General features: G+C 71.5%; 13 protein-coding genes and 1 tRNA gene. 5 read left to right on the top strand and 9 right to left on the bottom strand.

Annotation, left to right across the window (positions count from 1 at the left end; genetic code table 11):
- Positions 1-167 precede the first annotated feature (167 nt).
- Together LL648_RS15710 and LL648_RS15715 are read left to right on the top strand one after the other, a co-directional pair.
- Positions 168-986, top strand: a complete 819-nt coding sequence (locus LL648_RS15710) for a class I SAM-dependent methyltransferase (RefSeq protein ID WP_232663287.1) — start codon at positions 168-170, stop codon at positions 984-986.
- Between the two features lie 171 nt (positions 987-1,157).
- On the top strand, positions 1,158-1,574 hold the full coding sequence (locus LL648_RS15715; protein WP_232663288.1) for a hotdog fold thioesterase: 417 nt from the start codon (positions 1,158-1,160) through the stop codon (positions 1,572-1,574).
- Between the two features lie 12 nt (positions 1,575-1,586).
- Here the strand turns inward: LL648_RS15715 and LL648_RS15720 are convergent, their stop codons facing one another.
- The 9 genes from LL648_RS15720 to LL648_RS15760 all read right to left on the bottom strand — a co-directional run bounded on the left by LL648_RS15720 (position 1,587) and on the right by LL648_RS15760 (position 12,585).
- Positions 1,587-3,749 carry a bifunctional serine/threonine-protein kinase/ABC transporter substrate-binding protein gene (locus LL648_RS15720; RefSeq protein WP_232663289.1) on the bottom strand — a complete coding sequence of 721 codons (2,163 nt, stop codon included), beginning with the start codon at positions 3,747-3,749 and terminating at the stop codon, positions 1,587-1,589.
- Positions 3,750-3,805: 56 nt separating this feature from the next.
- Positions 3,806-5,047 (bottom strand): branched-chain amino acid ABC transporter substrate-binding protein, encoded by a 1,242-nt coding sequence (locus tag LL648_RS15725; protein ID WP_232663290.1) that lies wholly within the window; start codon positions 5,045-5,047, stop codon positions 3,806-3,808.
- Entirely contained in the window at positions 5,005-5,979 is a 975-nt protein-coding gene (locus LL648_RS15730) for a serine/threonine-protein kinase (protein WP_232663404.1), read from the bottom strand. Before LL648_RS15730 ends, LL648_RS15725 begins: the two co-directional genes overlap by 43 nt.
- A gap of 100 nt (positions 5,980-6,079) precedes the next feature.
- Positions 6,080-6,802, bottom strand: coding sequence for an ABC transporter ATP-binding protein (locus tag LL648_RS15735; protein ID WP_232663291.1), 723 nt, complete (start codon positions 6,800-6,802; stop codon positions 6,080-6,082).
- Positions 6,799-7,656: an ABC transporter ATP-binding protein gene (locus LL648_RS15740; protein ID WP_232663292.1), complete on the bottom strand. Its 858-nt coding sequence runs from the start codon at positions 7,654-7,656 to the stop codon at positions 6,799-6,801. The genes LL648_RS15735 and LL648_RS15740 overlap by 4 nt, the downstream gene beginning before the upstream one ends.
- 50 nt (positions 7,657-7,706) lie before the next feature.
- Entirely contained in the window at positions 7,707-9,476 is a 1,770-nt protein-coding gene (locus LL648_RS15745) for a branched-chain amino acid ABC transporter permease (protein ID WP_232663293.1), read from the bottom strand.
- Positions 9,473-10,405, bottom strand: coding sequence for a branched-chain amino acid ABC transporter permease (locus LL648_RS15750; RefSeq protein ID WP_232663294.1), 933 nt, complete (start codon positions 10,403-10,405; stop codon positions 9,473-9,475). Before LL648_RS15750 ends, LL648_RS15745 begins: the two co-directional genes overlap by 4 nt.
- 76 nt (positions 10,406-10,481) lie before the next feature.
- Entirely contained in the window at positions 10,482-11,720 is a 1,239-nt protein-coding gene (locus LL648_RS15755) for a branched-chain amino acid ABC transporter substrate-binding protein (protein WP_232663295.1), read from the bottom strand.
- Positions 11,721-11,949: 229 nt separating this feature from the next.
- A complete protein-coding gene (locus tag LL648_RS15760; protein ID WP_374112051.1) occupies positions 11,950-12,585 on the bottom strand; it encodes an ANTAR domain-containing response regulator in 636 nt (211 codons plus the stop codon).
- 232 nt (positions 12,586-12,817) lie between these two features.
- Between LL648_RS15760 and LL648_RS15765 the strand changes: the two genes are divergently transcribed.
- The 3 genes from LL648_RS15765 (at position 12,818) to LL648_RS15775 (ending at position 17,817) form a co-directional block, all read left to right on the top strand.
- Positions 12,818-12,894 (top strand) — tRNA-Leu (locus LL648_RS15765).
- Between the two features lie 361 nt (positions 12,895-13,255).
- On the top strand, positions 13,256-15,052 hold the full coding sequence (locus LL648_RS15770; RefSeq protein WP_232663296.1) for an HSP90 family protein: 1,797 nt from the start codon (positions 13,256-13,258) through the stop codon (positions 15,050-15,052).
- Positions 15,049-17,817: a hypothetical protein gene (locus LL648_RS15775; RefSeq protein ID WP_232663297.1), complete on the top strand. Its 2,769-nt coding sequence runs from the start codon at positions 15,049-15,051 to the stop codon at positions 17,815-17,817. The genes LL648_RS15770 and LL648_RS15775 overlap by 4 nt, the downstream gene beginning before the upstream one ends.
- The last annotated feature ends 59 nt before the right edge of the window (positions 17,818-17,876 follow it).

The following is a 17,876-nucleotide window of genomic DNA, read 5'->3' on the forward strand; positions in this document are numbered from 1 at the left end:
TGGTGCTGTCACCCTTGCTCGTGGATCATGAAAGGTGGTCGGGCGAAGCGCGCGATGAGAACCCGCGACGTTGACCACAATGCGATTACCATGCTACGCGGGCACGGATCACCAGGGCAACGCGGGTACCCCCGGCTCAGCTGCCGATATGCCGCCACGATGGCACCGTGAGCGCTGAGGAGCAACTGGGCACCGCCGGAGTGGCGCGACGCGACGTCGGGACGGCCGAGTCGCAGCGCGCCAGCCGCATGTGGTGGGACGCCGATGCCGACGACTACCTGGCAGAACACGGCCGCGACATCGGCGACTCCGACTTCGTCTGGTGCCCGGAAGGGCTGCGCGAATCCGACGCGCGACTGCTCGGCGACGTCGAGGGCGCGCAGGTGCTCGAGGTGGGTTGCGGCTCGGCGCCGTGCGCGCGCTGGCTCGCCGCGCAGGGCGCCCGTCCGGTGGCGCTGGACCTCTCCGGTGCCATGCTCCGCCACGCCGCCGCGCTCGGGATCACCACCGGGATCCCGGTGCCACTGGTGCAGGCCGGCGCCGAGCGGCTGCCGTTCGGCGACGCCGTGTTCGACGTCGCGTGCTCCGCGTTCGGCGCCGTCCCGTTCGTCGCCGAGCCGCTGCGGGTGATGAGAGAGGTGCACCGGGTGCTGCGGCCGGGCGGGCGGTGGGTGTTCGCGGTGAACCACCCGATGCGCTGGATGTTCTCCGACGACCCCGGCCCCGCCGGGCTCACCGTGCAGCAGTCGTACTTCGACCGCACCCCGTACGTCGAGGTCGACGGCACCGGCACCGCCACCTACGTCGAGCACCACCGCACGCTCGGCGACCGGGTCCGTGACGTCGTCGCGGCCGGGCTGGTGCTGGAGGACGTGGTGGAGCCGGAGTGGCCGGAGGGCCGCGAGCGGATCTGGGGCCAGTGGTCGCCGCTGCGCGGTGCGCTGTTCCCCGGCACAGCGATCTTCGCCTGCCGCAAGCCGGGCTAGGAGCGCCCTGAACAACTGGGACCTACTGCGCGGCGGCCCCAGTCGTTCAGGACCCTCCTAGGGCCACGGTCTGGGCGCCGAACTTCCCCACCGTTTTGCCGACCTGCACACCGTTTCGGGGGTGCGAGTAGGCAAAACGGTGGGGAAGTCCGCGGCGGTTAGGGTCTGCGGGTGCCGATCGATCCCGCTGACCTGATCACGCCCGACACCCCGGAGCAGCTCGCCGACCGGATGGGCATCGAGCTGCTGAAGCTCTCGCACGACGAGGTGGTCGGCCGGATGCCGGTCGCGGGCAACCGGCAGCCGTTCGGGCTGCTGCACGGCGGGGCGAGCGCGGTGCTCGCGGAGACGCTCGGATCGACGATGTCGGCGCTGCACGCGCTGCCCGAACGGTTCCCCGTGGGGCTCGAACTGGCCTGCACGCACCACCGATCGGCGACGGAGGGGTTCGTCACCGGTGTCGCCCGCCCCCTGCACGTCGGTCGCACGACGTCGACGACCGAGATCGTGATCACCGACGAGCAGGGGCGCCGCACCTGCACCGCGAAGCTCACGTGCCTCCACCGCGACACCAAGCCCGAGGTCTGAGATCGGTTCGGGTCAGTTCGGGATGAGCGCGACCTCGCTGTAGAACCCGTCGTTGCGCAGCCGGAAGACCATGAGCTGCCGGTCCCGGAGATCACCGAACTCGTCGAAGGCGACGCGACCCGACGCCCCGAGCAGATCTGTCTTCTGCACGGCCTCGACGAGCTCCGCCCGCCGGTGCGGTCCCCACCCGCCGGTCGAGAGCACCTTCGCCAGCGCCGCGATCAGCGCGTTCGTCGCGTCGTAGCTGTAGATGTCGTAATCAGAGATCGGCTCTCCGAAGCCTTCGTCCGCGTACGCCTGGAGGAACGCCACGGAGCGTTCGGGGTACGTCTCCGCGCGCGGGTACGTGCCGAGATCGTCGGGGCGACCGCCGAGGGCGATGAACCGGTCGCTGACGATGCCCTCGCCGCCCATCAGGGGCGCCTTCACCCCCGCAGCTCCGAGCTGCTTCGACAGCGGGCCCGCCTCCGTCTCCGGCCCACCGAAGTACACGAGTTCCGGGCCGGCTGCCGCGATGGCGGCGACGAGGGCCGAGAAGTCGGTGGTCCCCCGCTGGATCCGCTCCCGCATGACGATGGTCGCGCCGTTGCGGGTGACCCGGTCGGCGAACGTGGACGCCAGCCGCGAGCCGAAGGCCTCGCCGTCGTCGACGACCGCGACGGACTTCACCATCATGAAGTCCGCTGCGTACTGGCCTGCGGCCAGGCCCTGGTCGCTGTCGCGGGCGCCCACCCTGAAGTAGTTCCGGTAGGGCCGCTGCGGAGTCGCGCCCCCGCCCCTGGTCATCTCGTCCGGCCCGCTGCTGGGTGACAGGTGCACGATGCCCGCCGGGTTCAGCACACCTTGCACAGCGCGACCGGTGAACGAGTCCAGCGCCCCGATGACGCCGACGACACCGGTCTGCACGAGCGTGGTCGCCGCGGCCGCTGCCCGGCCCTCGTCCGACGTGTCGTCCATCGGGTTGAGCCGCAGGTCGTAGCCCGGAACGCGACAGGTCCGGTTCGCCTGCCGGACGGCGAGCTCCGCGGCCTGCCGCGTGCCCACGCCCCAGTTGACGAGTTCGCCGGACAACGGTCCGACGAAGCCGATGCTCAGTTCCCCCTTGCTGGTGTCGCACGGCTCGGTCGGTTCGGACGAGGGGGCAGCCGCCGGCGCCGCTCCGTCGTTCGAATCGGTCACGCCGGGCCGGTTCACGATGACGAGCGTCGTGACGAGCACGGCGGCCAGCACGAGGGCAGTTGCGACGAGCAGTCCTCGGCGCGACCGGCGCGAGGGCGGGACAGGCGGCGGTTGCCATGGCGGCGCGGGCGTCCTGATGGGCTCCGCGCTGCGGACCGCGACGGGCCCTGCCATCAGCGAGCTCAGCTCCTGCACCGCCGCGGTCGCGGGCGGGCGTCGCGCGGGGTCGGGGTCGAGCATCCGCATCATCGGGCCGGTCAGCGGCCCGGAGCGGACCGGCGGCTCGATCTTGCCCTCTGCCGTCCTGCGCAGCAGGAGCAGCAGGTTCCCGTCGACGAGCTGACCGAACGGCGCGCCGCCCTCGACCGCGGTGTAGAGGGTCGCCCCCAATCCGAAAACGTCGGACGCCGCCGTCGCATCCTCACCGTTGGCCACCTCCGGCGCGAGGTAGGTCGGGGTGCCGACGAGCATCCCGGACGCGGTGAGCGACAGGTCGCCGACCACCCGGGAGATCCCGAAATCCGTCAACTTCACCTCACCCGTCCCGCCCAGCAGCACGTTCGCCGGCTTCACGTCGCGGTGCACGATCCCGCCGGCGTGCGCAGCCGCGAGCGCGGCGGCCACCCCCGTGCCGATCCGGGCGACCTCGAACGGATCCAGCGTGCGCCGCTCCTTCAGCACGTCGTCGAGGCTGCGGGAGGGCACATACTCCAGCACCAGCCACGGCTCGCCGTCCTCGACGATCACGTCGAAGATCGAGACGACGTTCGGGTGGTGCAACCGCGCCGCCGCCCGGGCCTCCCGCATCACCCGCGACCGCGTCCCCTCCGCCGCCGCCGGTTCGAGCGCGAACAACCGCACCTGCTTCAACGCCACGGTGCGCCCGAGCAGCTCGTCGACAGCGACGTACACCGTGCCCATCCCGCCGGCACCGATCCGCTCACCCAGGCGGTACCGGCCGGCGACCCTGCGGCCAGCGCCCGAAATGCCCCCCATTTCGTTCACCCGGGCATCCCATCACCGAACGGTGGGGACCCCTCCCCCTGGGTGCCTCAACGAGGAGACAGCGCCGCTCGGGGGACGAACGCGGCCGCCTCGACCACGTAGATCGTGACGGCCTGGTTGCGGACGTCGCCGAACTCGTCGAAGGCCAGCGGACCCGTCGCGCCCGGTTGGTCGGTCCGCTGCACCTCGTCGACGAGCTCGGCACGACGGTGCGCGGACCAGTCGCCGCTGGCGAGCACCCGATGCAGCGCTGCGACCAGCACCTGCGCCGCGTCGTACCCGTACGGGCCGTGGGACGTGGGCGGGCCGAGCCCGGTGGCCGCGTAGGCGGCGAGGAACGGGGCCGCCCCGGGCAGCATCGCGACGGGCACCCGTGGGCTCGTGACCAGGTCGCCCTCCCGGCCGCCGAGCGCGACGAACTCCTTGTCGGCGACGAGGTGTCCGCCCATCACCGGCGGCGCCACCCCGGCGGGGCCGAGCTGTGCCGACAGCGGCCCCGCGGTCGCCGAGTCGCCGCCGCAGAACACGAGGTCGGGCCGCGACTCGGCGATCTTCGCGATCAGCGGGCTGTAGTCGCGGGCGTCGGGCGCGACCTGCTCGCGCGCGACGATGCCCGCACCCAGCTCGGCGGCGCGGTCGGCGAACGACGAGACCAGCTGCGTGCCGTAGCCGCTGCCGTCGTGCACGACCGCGATGGACCGCTTCCCGAGGTCGATCACGGCGTGCTCGGCGGCGACCGTGGCCTGGCGGGTGTCGGTCGCGCTCAGCCGGAAGTAGCCGCGGTACGGGCGGCGCGGCACCTGCCCGTCGCCGCGGGTCAGGTCGTCGGCGCGGTTGCTCGGCGAGATCTGGACGATGTCGAGCGGCCCGAGCACGGACTGGGCGACCCGCCCGGTGTCCGACTCGAAGGTCCCGATCACACCGACGAGCGCCGGCTGGGCCGCGAGGTTCTTCGCCGCGGAGTGCGCCTTCGCCGGCGTCGACGTGTCGTCGGCCACGGTGAGGGTGAGCCGGTAGCCGGGGATCCGGCACGCCGCGTTCGCCTCGTCGACGGCCAGTTGGACCGCGTTGCGGATCCCGGTGCCTTCGGCCGCACGCGGCCCCGTCAGCGGCATGATCAGCCCGATGGTCAGCTCGCCCTTGCCCGTCTCACACGGCACTGCAGGGGCGAGCGCGGACGGGATCGTGGCGCCGGGTGCGGCCGGCTCCTCGGCGGCCCACGCCCCGCCGAGGATCACGGCGGTCGTCAGCAGGGCGGCGACGAGCGCCACCGACAGCCCGACGAGCACTCCGCGGCGGCGCCGGCGGCGCCCTGCCTGACGCCCGGCCGACGGGCGCCGGACCGGACGGGGGCGGCCGGGATCGGGCCGGCCAGCACCTCCGTCGGCGCGTCCTGCCGCTCGACCAGCTCGGAGAGCGCCTCGACGGCCGCGGCGGCCGAGAACCGTTTCGCCGGGTCCGTCTCCAGGAGCCTCGCCAGCGGCCCACCCAGTGGCCCGGCCCGCACCGCGGGGTGCACAGCGCCGCGGGCCACCCGGCCGAGCAGCCCCGGCAGGCCGGTCTCGTCGACGGTGCCGAACGGCGGCGCGCCCTCGACGGCCTTGTACAGCGTCGCGCCGAGCGCGAACACGTCCGACGCCGCGCCGGCGGCGATCCCGCGCGCCACCTCGGGAGCGAGGTAGGCGGGGGTGCCGACCAGCGCGTCGGACGAGACCATCGAGCCGTCGCCGGCCACGCGTGCGATGCCGAAGTCGGTCAGCTTCGCCACGCCGTCGTCGCCGATCAGGACGTTCGCGGGCTTGACGTCGCGGTGCACGATGTCGACCGCGTGCGCCGCGGCGAGCGCCGCGGCGATGTCCCTGCCGACCCGGGCCGCGGTGAGCGGGTCGAGCAGGCCGTCCTCGACCAGCACGCGGTCGAGGGTTCGGGAGGGCACGTACTCCAGCACGAGCCAAGGTTCGTCACGCTCGACGACGACGTCGAAGATCGAGACGACGTTGGGGTGGTGCAGGCGGGCGGCCGCCTGGCCCTCCAGCATCACGCGTCGACGGGCCTGCGCGGCGCCCACCGGACCGAGCCCGGTGAGCCGGAGCTGCTTCACCGCAACGGTGCGCTCCAGCAGCTCGTCGGTCGCGCGGAAGACGACACCCATGCCGCCGGCGCCGATCGGCGCGACCACGCGATAGCGGCCCGCGAGCACACGCCCGACGGGACCCGGCATGCCGTCCACCGGGCCAACTCTGCCATGCCCGGATCAACGGAAAAGACGCCCTGACCTGGGCTTCATTGACCAGGTCAGGGCGTCCCACCGTCTCCTTCGGTCAGCTCGCGACACCCTCGCCGAGGTAGGCCTCCTGCACGCGATGATCCGCGAGCAGCTCGTGCCCCGTGCCCGACAGCGTCGTCCGGCCGAGGTCGATCACGTAGGCGTGATCGGAGAGGGCGAGCGCGGCCAGCGCGTTCTGCTCGACGAGAAGCACCGTGGTGCCCTCGCTCTGCAGCTCGCGGACCGTGGAGAAGATCTTCTGGGTCATGATCGGCGAGAGCCCCATGGACGGCTCGTCGAGCATGAGCAGCTTCGGGCGCGACATGAGCGCCCGCCCGATCGCGAGCATCTGCTGCTCGCCACCGGAGAACAGGCCCGCCTTGTTGCGCCGCCGCTCCCCCAGCACCGGGAACAGGTCGTAGACGCGGTCGATGTCCTCGCGGATCCCGGCCTCGTCCGTGCGGGTGTAGGCGCCGAGGCGGAGGTTCTCCTCGACGGTCATCCGCGCGAACAACCTGCGCCCCTCGGGGCTGTGCGCGACGCCCAACCCGAGGATCTCGTGCGCCGGCAGCTGGTGGATCGGCTTGCCGTTGAGCAGCACCTCACCCGACACCGGGCGCAGCAGCCCCGAGATCGTGCGCAACGTGGTGGTCTTGCCCGCCCCGTTGCTCCCGATCAGGCTGACGATCTGGCCCTGCTCGACGGTGAAGGTGACACCCCGAACGGCCTGGATGGCGCCGTAGGCGACGGTCAGGTCGCGAACTTCCAGGAACGTCATCGGTGGTTCTCCCCTTCGTCCTCCGCGGCGTGGATCTGGGCGTCGACCTCGTCGGGCGGAGCACCCAGGTACGCCTCGACGACACGGGGGTCGCCACGCACCTCGTCCGGGCTGCCCTCGACGAGCAGCTCGCCCTGCACCAGCACCAGCACCCGGTCGCAGAGGGTGAAGATGAACTTCGTGTCGTGCTCGATGACGACGACCGAGATCCCGAGGTCGCGGATCGCGAAGATCAGCTGTCGGGTGGCCTCGGTCTCCTGCGCGTTCATCCCGGCCGTCGGCTCGTCGAGCAGCAGCACCGCCGGGTCGGTCGCCAGGGCCCTGGCGATCTCGAGGCGGCGCTGGTCGCCGTAGGGCAGGTTGCGCGCCAGCTCGCCGGCGAACTGGCTGAGCCCGACGAACGCCAGCAGCTTCTCGGTGCGCTCGGCCGCTTCGGCCTCGCTGCGCCGGAAGCTCGGCCCGTGCAGGAGCGACGACAGCGGGCTCTGCTTCATCCGCACGTGCCGTCCGACCATCACGTTCTCCGCCGCGGTCATGCTCGGGAAGAGTCGGATGTTCTGGAACGTGCGGGCGACACCCTGCTCGGTCACCCGGGCCGGGTCCTGCGGCATCGGGTTGCCGCGCAGGGAGACCGCCCCGGACGTGGGCGCGTAGAGCCCGGTCAGGCAGTTGAACAGGGTGGTCTTGCCGGCCCCGTTCGGCCCGATCAGGCCGATGATCTCGCCCTCGCTCAGGCCGAACGAGACGTCGTTGAGCGCGCGGAGACCGCCGAACTGCATCGTCACGCCGGACGCCTGCAGGATCGTCGAGCCGCTCGCGGAGCCGCCCGCGACCATGGGGATCGCCGTCGTCACGTCGCTCTCGTTCCCCGTGCCGTTCATGTCGGGCCTCGCGTGCCGCCCGCTCATGTGGCCGCCGCCTTCACCGTCGTGCCGCCTGCCGGACCGTCATCGGGATGGTCCGGTGGCGCCTCGCTCTCCGGTGCGAGCTCCGCCCTGCGGTGCGCGTCGGGCACGAGACCCTGCGGCCGGAACCGCATGATCAGCACGAGCGCGAGACCGAAGAGAAGCAGCCGGTAGTCGGCGAACTCCCGCAGCTTCTCCGGCAGCACGAACAGGACGGAGGCGCCGAGCACCGCACCCGGGATCGTGCCCATGCCACCGAGGATGACCGCGGCGAGCAGGGTGACCGACTCCAGGAACCGGAAGCTCTCGTACGACGCCGTGCCCAGCTTGTGCGCGAAGAACGCGCCCGCGAACCCGGCCAGCATGGCGCCGATGAGGAACGCCAGGATCTTGATCGGGCCGGTGCGGATGCCCATCGCGCGAGCGGCGTCCTCGTCCTCGCGGATCGCGATCCAGGCCCGGCCCAGCCGCGAGTTCTTGAGGTTGCCGAACACCCACATGACCGCCGCGACGATCAGGACGATCAGGACGTAGTACAGGACACCGGACGGCAGGTTCAACGCACCGATGGTGACCGACTCGTTGAAGCCCTTGCCGAACAGCTCGACCGGCGGGATGTTCGGGATCGAGTTGGACCCGCCCGTCAGCCCGCCGATGTTGTTCTGCGCGCTGCGCACGAAGATCTCACCGAACGCAAGCGTCACGATCGCGAGGTAGTCGCCGCGCACCCGCAGCGTCGGCGACCCGACCACCGCGCCGAAGCAACCCGCGACCACCGCGGCGATCACCAGCACCAGCGGGAACGGCAGCTCGATCCCGACCACGGACGCCGCTGCGCCCGACAGGTTCGCCGCGACGAACGCGCCGATGCCGAGGAACGCGACGTAGCCGAGGTCGAGCAGGCCGGCCAGCCCGACGACGATGTTCAGCCCGATCGCGGTGGCGGCGTAGACGCCGATGTTGGCCGCGACCGTCATCCAGTACTCGGTGCCGGCCGACGTCAGCGGCAGCGCGAGCGCCGCCAGCAGCAGCACGATCACGCTGTAGATCCGGTGCCGCTCGGACATCCGCGCGATCCAGCCCAGCAGGCCGGAGGCGTGGAGACCGGCGATCGCGCCACCGACCGCGCCGAGGAACGACAGGAAGACCGCACCCGAGAACGGGTTGGCCGCGCCGCCCTGGCCACCGCTGGTGAGCACCGCCGCGACCAGCAGCAGCACGATCGCGTAGGCGACGAGCAGGATCAGCCACTCGACCACCCGGCCGAGCTTCAGGTCCCAGTGGGTGGGCGGGTCGATGCCGCCCGCCGTCGCGCCGACCACGAGCACCACACCGCCGACGAGCGCGACGAACGCGCCGAACGCGGCCGTGCCGTCCGACGCCGTGATGGCGCCGAAGCCGCCGCCCTCGACGGTGATGTAGAGCCCGTTGACGATGCTGATGGCGATGACGCCCCAGCCGAACCCGCGCACGATCCGGCCCTTGGCCGCCACGGGTACCAACGCGACCACGATGGACGCGAGGCCGAGCAGCACCAGGTGCAGCCGGAACCCGCTCACCCCGAACGGCTCGCTGAAGAACTCCAGCGTGGCGCCCTCGGGGTAGGGCCCGTCGTTGAGCACGAACGTCGCCCACGGCAGGAATGCGCCGACGAGCGTCAGCACACCGCCCACGATCCGCAGCACGCTGGTGTACGGGGCGAGCGCCGCAAGCCTGCCGCGCGGCGGTTCCGCGAGCGCCTGCGACGGCGCCTTCTCGATCGTCGTCATGCCCGCACCCTCTCGGTCTCGCCGAAGAAGCCCTGCGGCCGGAAGACCAGCACCACGATGAGCACGACGAAGATCCACACGTAGTCGTACGCGCTGCCACCTGGCATGTACTGGCCGGCCAACGACTTGATCAGGCCGATCGCGAGCCCGCCGACGACGGCACCGCGGATGTTGCCGATGCCGCCGAGCACGGCGGCAGTGAAGGCGAAGATGCCGTTCTGGAAGCCGATGTCGATGTTGATGTTGGTGTAGAAGCCGCCGTACAGCACTCCGCCGATGCCGGCGAGCAACGCGCCGAGCGCGAAGGTGAGCACGATGACGCGGTCGGGGTTGATCCCCATCAGCCGCGCGACGTCCCGGTCCTGGGACGTTGCGCGCATCGCCCGGCCCATCCGCGAGCGCTCGACGAACATGTTGAGCGCGTAGGCCAGCACGAGCGCGACGACGACGAGCAGGATGCCGGAGTACTTGATCGGGACGACGCCGTCGCCGACCGAGATCGTCCAGGTGCCGGGGATGAAGATGTTCGGGAACGGGATCGCCGCGGTCGCGCCCGGGTAGAACACCCGGATGACCTCCTGCAGCGCGATCGAGACACCCAGCGAGGTGATCAGCGGGGCGAGCTTCGGTGCGTTGCGCAGAGGTCGGTAGGCGAACCGCTCCATCGCGACGGCGACCCCGACCGAGACGACGGCGCCGGCGATCAGCAGCAGCGGCAACGCGAAGTACCACTGCTGCTGGATGAAGGTGGGGAGCAAGTACGTGAACATCGCCAGCGCCCCGTAGGCGCCGACCATGAAGACCTCGCCGTGGGCGAAGTTGATGAGCTGGATGATCCCGTAGACCATCGTGTAGCCCAGTGCGATCAACCCGATCAGGGAGCCCAGCACCAGACCGTTGACTATCTGCGATAGCAGCGTGGACAGCAAGTGGGTGGTCCTTCCACGAGCGCTGGGGGCGAGGTGTTCCCCCGCCCCCAGCCTTGTGTGTCGTTCGTGATGAAGGTCAGCCCTCGAAGCTGCCGGTGGTTCCCTCGACGGGCTCGAACTTGTCCGTCTTGACCTCGTACACCGTCAGCACCTTGTTGGTGGTGTCGCCGTACTGGTCGAACGCGATCGGACCGCCCGCACCCTGCGTGTTGGTGGCCTGGACCGCCTTGACGATCTCGGCCCGGGTGGCGTCGGAGTAGGCGCCGCTGCCGAGCGCCTTCGCCGTCGCCTGGATGATCACGTTGGTCGCGTCGTAGGTGAACGCGCCGTACGCGCTGTAGCCCTCCGCGTAGTTGCCCGCCTTGTAGTCGGCGATGAACTGAGTCGCGCTGGGCAGCTTCTCCGCCGGGGCGCCGACGTTGGTGGCGAGGTCGCCGGGCTTGCCGCCGAGCGAGACGAACTTGGCATCCACGATGCCGTCGCCGCCCATCACCGGGATGTCGAGGCCGTTCTCCTTGAGCTGCTTCGACAGCGGGCCGGCGACCGGGTACTCACCGCCGTAGTAGACGGCGTCCGGGTTGAGGCCACGGATCTTGGTGATGACACCGGCGAAGTCGGTGTCCTTCTCGCCGACCTTCTCCTGCGCGACGACGGTCGCGCCGAGCTTCGTGGCCTGCTTGGCGAACTCGGCCGCGAGGCCCGCGCCGTACGACTTGCCGTCGTCGATCACCGCGATGTTCTTCTTGCCGGCCTTCTGTACCAGGTAGTTCGCCGCGAACGGGCCCTGGATGAGGTCGGTGGTGGCCACCCGGAAGTAGCTGTCGACAACGCGCTTCGGCGCGTTGATCGGGTCGGCACCCAGCGTCAGGCCGGGACCGGTGTTCGCCGGGGAGATCTGCACGATCTTCTTCGCGGCGAACGTCGGCTGCACGACCTGCGACGTCGAGGTGTTGAGCGTCCCGACGACGCCGATGACGTTGGCGTCGGAGGCGAGCTTGGTGGCCGCCTGACCCGCGATCTGCGGGTTCGCCTGGTCGTCCTCGGCCTGGAAGACCAGCTTGTAGCCCGGCACGGTGCACTTGGCGTTGGCCTGGTCCACAGCGAGGTCGGCCGAGTTGCGCATGCCGAGGCCGAGCTCGGACAGGCCGCCCGACAAGGGCGCCACCATGCCGATGGTCAGTGTGCCCTTGCTGGTGTCACATGACGCCGCGCCGCCACCGGATCCCGGCGCCTCTTCGCGGTTCGTTCCGCACGCCGTGAGCCCGAGAGCTCCGGCGAGAATCGCGGCGGTGACGATCGTCCGCCTCCGAGTCATGCTGTAGTCCTTCCCATACCGCGTTTCCCGGGGGTGCCCGATCACGCCCGAACCCTCTCGCCTGTCGAGAGCGTGGCGGACGTTAGGCGACACTGCGCGGTTGCGTCACCATCCGGCACCGCCTCTTTACCGGACCGCAACCCGGGAACTGCGCTTCGTGATCGAACCGACAGCGCAGGGTGAGAAAAACGGCATGGACCGTTCGTGATGCTCAGCACTTCTCAAGACGTCAGGACTTCGGCGCGGCCAACCCGTCGACGACCGCCTCCGCGACGGCCTTCATCGTCGTGCGCCGATCCATCGCGGTGCGCTGGATCCAGCGGAACGCGTCGGGCTCGGTCATGTTCTGCCGCGACATGAGCAGGCCCTTCGCCCGGTCGACGACCTTGCGGGTCTCCAACCGGTCGGTCAGCGTCGCGACCTCGTCCTCGAGCGCGCGCTTCTCGGCGAACCGGGAGACGGCCAGCTCGATCGCGGGCACGAGCTCGTGGCGGGCGAACGGCTTCACCAGGTAGGCCATCGCGCCGGCGTCACGAGCCTGCTCGATCAGCTCCCGCTGGCTGAAGGCGGTGAGCACGACGACGGGGGCGATGCGCTCGCCGACGATCGTCGTCGCCGCGGTGATGCCGTCGACCTTCGGCATCTTGACGTCCATGATCACGAGGTCGGGCTGCAGCGAACGGGCGAGCTCGATGGCCTGCTCGCCGTCGCCGGCCTCGCCCGCGACGACGTAACCCTCCTCGGTCAACATCTCGGTGAGGTCGAGACGGATGAGCGCCTCGTCCTCGACGACCAGCACCCGCAGCCCGGCGGCTGTCGCGCCCTCGCTCGCGTTCGTGCTCTCCTCGGAAACCTGCTGGGTCACCGGGCTTCTCCTTACACCGGACGGTTGGAACCGGAAGGATTCAGAATAGCGGGCCCCGGGGACCCGTCAGTGTGATCTCAGTGGACTGTGTGGCGCCTGGTACGGGCCGCCACGCTGCGACTACACGCAGTTCCGAAAGGTCACGACCGGGTGTTGGGACGCCCATGGGTGGGCATGACAGACCGGCCCTCCCCCTCCCGATATGCTCCGACGACCACCAGGCCACCAGCAGGCCCCCGTAGCCCAATCGGCAGAGGCAGCGGACTCAAAATCCGTCCAGTGTGCGTTCGAGTCGCACCGGGGGCACCACATCGGCAGAGGTGTGCCCGCGGAGTGCGCGGGCCGTCATGTGGTGCTTGCGCCCTCTGGGGGCCGAGCCCCCAGACCCCCAGCCGGCGGGCTCCGCCCCCGGACCCCCGGTTCGGGCTCGGGCTTCGCCCATCGCCTCTCAGCCCCTGGCCCTCGTCCCTCGGCCTTCGCTTCGCTTCTCTCGCCCTCCTCGCCCTCCTCGCCCCCTCTCGCCGGTGCCGGGGGAATGCGTCGACAACGACATTCTGGTCGTTTGTTAGCGCTCACAACAGCCAGAACGTCGTTGTCGACGGGCGTCGGCTGATACCCCGGGACCACTCCCCCCGCGCTTGTCTAGGCTGCGGCCGGGGGGGACAAAGACATGGAAAGCGCGTTTCGGGTCGACCTGCGCGGTGTGGTCGACATCCTGAGCCATCACCTGTACTCGAGCCCGCGGGTGTACGTCCGCGAGCTGCTGCAGAACGCCGTCGACGCGATCACGGCGCGACAGCGCGACGACGCCGGGGCGCCCGCGGGCATCACGATCACGACCGGCCCGCGGACGCTGACGATCACCGACTCCGGCAACGGGCTCACCGAGGCGCAGGTGCACGAGCTGCTCGCGACGATCGGGCGCAGCTCCAAGCGCGACGACCTCGGCTACGCGCGCCACGAGTTCCTCGGCCAGTTCGGCATCGGGCTGCTCTCGGCGTTCCTCGTCGCCGACGGGATCGCGGTCACCACCCGATCCGTCACGGGCGCGCCGGCCGTGCTGTGGACGGCCCGTTCCGACGGCACGTACTCGGTCGCGCCGGCGGAGCGCGCCGAGCCGGGCACCACGGTCACGCTGACCGCGCGGCCCGGCGCCGACTCCTGGTTCGACCCGCGCACCGTCGCCGACCTGGCCCGGTCGTTCGGGTCGATGCTGCCGTTCCCGGTGACGGTCGACGGAGTGCCGGTCACCGGGCCGCTGCCGTGGGCCGACGACGAGCGCACCGCCGGGCAGCGGCGCGCCGACCTCGTCGGGTACGCGCAGGACGTGCTCGGGTTCACGCCGTTCGACGTGATCGAGCTGGCCGTCCCCGGCGCCGGGCTCACCGGTGTCGCCTACGTCCTGCCGTTCGCCGCGAACCCGGGCAAGCAGGCCCCGCACCGCGTCTACCTCAAGCGGATGCTGCTCGCCGAGAACGCCCGCGGGCTGCTGCCCGACTGGTCGTTCTTCGTGCAGTGCGTCGTCGACAGCTCCGAGCTGCGCCCCACCGCGAGCCGCGAAGGCCTTTACGAGGACGACCAGCTCGACGCGACCCGCGACGCGCTGGGCGCGCAGCTCTCGGGCTGGCTGGCCGGGCTGGCCCGCACCAACCCCGAACGCCTGCGCCGGTTCCTCGACATCCACCACATCGGGGTGAAGGCGCTCGCGCTGCACGACGACGAGATGCTCGCGCTGGTCGACCAGTGGTGGCCGATGGAGACGAACGTCGGGCGGATGACGCTCGCCGACTTCCGCGCCAACCACGGCACGGTGCGCTACGCGGCGACGGTCGAGGAGTTCCGGCAGCTCTCCGCCGTCGCGGCCGCGCAGGACCTCGCCGTAGTCAACGGCGGCTACACGTTCGACGGCGAGCTGATCGAGCGGCTCGGGCGGCTCGACCGCTCCGAGGGCGCCGAGGGCGCGGATCCGGTCCGGGTGGAGCGGATGGATCCGAGCGCGATCGCCGACCGGTTCGCCGCGCTCGACCCGGCCGTCGAGCTGGCCTGCCGCCCGTTCGTGCTCGCCGCGCAGACGACCGTCGACCGGCTGGGCTGCGAGGTCCAGCTGCGCTCGTTCGAACCGGCCGCACTGCCCGTCCTGTACCTGCTGGACCGCTCGGCGGCCTTCCAGCAGGAGCTGCGGGCCACCCGGGAACGCGCCGACGACCTGTGGGCCGGTGTGCTCTCGGCGTTCGACAAGCCGTACGAGGACCGGCCGCAGCTGGTGTTCAACCACAACAACCCGTTGGTGCGCCGCGTCGTCGGGTTGAGCGACCCGGGGCTGGTCGAGCTCGTCGTCGAGGCCCTCTACGGGCACGCGTTGCTGCTGGGCCAGCACCCGCTGCGCCCGGCCGACATGTCGTTGCTGAACACCGCCTTCCTCGGCCTCGTGGAGCGGGCGCTGCCGGAGGGGAGCCGGGACCGATGACGACACCAGCGACACCGCCGACACCGACGACGGAGACCGAGGACGAGCTGTGGGACCGGCTGCAGCGCACCCACGAGCTGCCGTACGGCCGGTCCCAGATCGCCGCGCGCGAGCAGCTGGTCGTGGCTGCCGACCGGCTCGGCGTGCCGCTCCTGCGTTACGCGACACGCCTGCGGGCCGTCTCGGCCTACCACCTGGGCGGCGAGCCGGCGAAGGCGTTCGTGCCGTTCTCGTGGTGCCTCTCCGTCCGCGACGCGGGTGAGGTGGACGACCGGTTCGACCACTCGCTGATGTGGGCGTTCAAGTGGATCGTCGCCTCGACGATGAAGTTCCCGCAGATCCCGCTCGACCGCACCCGGGCCGTGCTCGACGACATGGAGCGCCGCTACCGGCTGGCCGGCCACACCATGGGCCCGGTCCACCAGCTGCGCGCCGCGCTGGCCGCGCACCTGGGTGACCGCGACGGCGCGAGCGAGCAGCTGCGGCTGTGGCGGGCCGCGCCGAACGGGGAGATGTCCGACTGCGCCGGCTGCGAACCCAGCGACATCGCGCAGCTGCTCGACTGGCTCGGTCAACCGGAAGAGGCGGTCGCGGCGGGGCACCCGGCCGTGCTCGGCGAGCTCAGCTGCGTCAGCCAGCCGCAGTCGATCCTGACCTCGCTGCTCGTGCCCTACCTGCGCCTCGGCATGCTGGAGGAGGCGGCGCAGGCGCACCGGCGGGCGTACCGCGCGTTGCGCACCGAGCCGGGTGAGATGGCGCTGATCGCCGACCACCTCGTGTTCTGCACGCTCTCGAACAACCCGGCCCGCGGGGTCGAGCTCGTCGAGCGGCACCTCGGCGAGCTGGCGGATCCGCCGTCGCCGAAGGCGGAGATGGTGTTCAGCGCTGCGGCGGCGCGGGTGCTCGACTCCATCGCGTTGGCGCAGCCGGACACGACTGTCCGGCGCGAGAGCGGGGACGTCCCGGTGTCCGAGCTCCGCGACGAGCTCGCCGCGAGGGCACGCCGAGTGGCCGCGGCCTTCGACGCGCGCAACGGGACGGGCCAGCAGAGCACGCTCGTCGAGGCGATGCTGGTCGCGGAACCGCTGGTGACCGGCTTGGCACTGTCCGGGCCGGTGCGCAGGGCGCCCGCACCGCAGACCGTCCCCGAGATCGAGCCCGAGCCCCTACCGGAGACGGCCGCCGAGCTGGCGGCGCGGGCGGATCACTTCTGGAGCATCGGTGAGCACGCGCTGATGCTGGAGGCGTGGAGCCGCTTCGATGAGGTGTGTCCCGAGCCGGAGGGCCTGCTGCGCGCGCAGTGGCTCCAGTTCCAGGCGATACACGCCGACGACCCGCAGAGCGTCGAGAGCATGATGCGGATGTCGGCGATGATCTACTTCACCGAAGGGCGGGACGACGAGGCACATCGGGTGCTCGGCAGGCTGGCCACCGCGCTCTGCGCGCAAGAGCGCACCGACGAGGCGCTCGCGATGGCGCGTGAGGCCGCCGACCGGCTGACCGCGATGGGCGCGCCCGCGGCCCGACTCCCGCTGGCACGGGTGCTCGCGCAGGTGGGCGACCGCGAGGGGGCACGGCGCGAGGTCGCAGCAGCGCTCGCCGACCCGGCGACGACCGGGCACTGGGCCGCTGCCCTGCACGAGCTCGAGGCGCAGCTGTTGATGGCGAAGCCCGAATCCGAGTCCGATCCCCAGCCCGACCTGGACGCGGCTTTGCGCAGCGCCGAGCGGGCGCTCGCGGGGTTCCGTGCCGAAGGCGCCACCGGTCGCGTCCGCGGCATGCTCCTCCTGATCGCGGAGGTGCGCACGAACCAGGAGGGGCCCGCCGCCGGTTACGCGGTGCTGAAGACGGTCGAGCTGCCCGCCGACCCCGCTGAACGCGGCCACCTCCAGGACGTGCGCGGGAAGCTGGCGCTGCAGCTCGGCGAATCAGAGATCGCGATGGGGCACCTCGTCTCCGCGGTCGCGGACCTCACGGCAGCGGGTGTGACCACGCACGCGTCGTACACGAAGGTCGAGCTCGCCCTCGCGGCGCTGCAGTCGGGCGCGTACGCCGACAGCGCGGACGCCGCGGAGGAGGCGGTGGCCGAGCTCACCGAGCACGGCGACGGCGACGAGGCGGCGCGAGCCCGCAGCCTCCTGGCGTACGCCTGCTACGAGCTGCGTGAACACGGTCAGGCGCTCCTGCACCACGAGGCCGTCGCGCAGCACTGCATCCACGGAGGCCTCGCCTACGGGCTCGGGCGGGCGCGCGAGTCGCAGGCCGAGATCCTCGACCAGCTCGATCGCGACGCCGAGGCCGCCGTCCGGTTCGCCGAGGCCGCCGCCGCGTTCGACGAGGCGGACGAGCCGCTGCGGGCAGCGCAGAACCGCAGGCTGTCGGCCCTGTCGTGGAACTGGGCCGGCGACGTCGAGCAGGCCACCGCTGCGCTCGCCCACGCCGACGAGCGGGCGGCCGCGATGGATGTCGCCGAGCACGGCGTCGCGTGGCAGCGCGCGCTGCTCGCCTACGACGGAGCGCGCATCCTGGCGAACTCCGGCGCGACCGAGGAGGCCATCGTCCGGGTCGGGCCGGCGGCCGCGGCGTTCCACGCGGTCGACAACGAAGATGCCGCGGTGGCCGCAACCGCGCTGCACGGCCGACTGCTCCTCGATTCCGGCCGCTCCGACGAGGCCCGGCCGATCCTGGAGGCGGCGCTGACCGCGCTGCCGGCCGGCGACACGGAACGCCGGCAGCAGCTGGAAGAGCTCCTCCGCACGATGTGACCGTCGACAACGACGTTCTGGCTGTTGTTAGCGCTCACAACAGCCGAAAGGTCGTTGTC

This window comes from Pseudonocardia sp. TRM90224 (assembly GCF_021245725.1).
In the GTDB taxonomy this organism is placed as follows: Bacteria; Actinomycetota; Actinomycetes; order Mycobacteriales; family Pseudonocardiaceae; genus Pseudonocardia.

Excerpts from the sequence above, each read along its gene's own strand:
- LL648_RS15720 (WP_232663289.1), bottom strand. The coding sequence starts at position 3,749 with ATGGGGGGCATTTCGGGCGCTGGCCGCAGGGTCGCCGGCCGGTACCGC.
- LL648_RS15730 (WP_232663404.1), bottom strand. The coding sequence starts at position 5,979 with ATGCCGGGTCCCGTCGGGCGTGTGCTCGCGGGCCGCTATCGCGTGGTC.
- LL648_RS15735 (WP_232663291.1), bottom strand. The coding sequence starts at position 6,802 with ATGACGTTCCTGGAAGTTCGCGACCTGACCGTCGCCTACGGCGCCATC.
- LL648_RS15745 (WP_232663293.1), bottom strand. The coding sequence starts at position 9,476 with ATGACGACGATCGAGAAGGCGCCGTCGCAGGCGCTCGCGGAACCGCCG.
- LL648_RS15755 (WP_232663295.1), bottom strand. The coding sequence starts at position 11,720 with ATGACTCGGAGGCGGACGATCGTCACCGCCGCGATTCTCGCCGGAGCT.
- LL648_RS15770 (WP_232663296.1), top strand. The coding sequence starts at position 13,256 with ATGGAAAGCGCGTTTCGGGTCGACCTGCGCGGTGTGGTCGACATCCTG.
- LL648_RS15775 (WP_232663297.1), top strand. The coding sequence starts at position 15,049 with ATGACGACACCAGCGACACCGCCGACACCGACGACGGAGACCGAGGAC.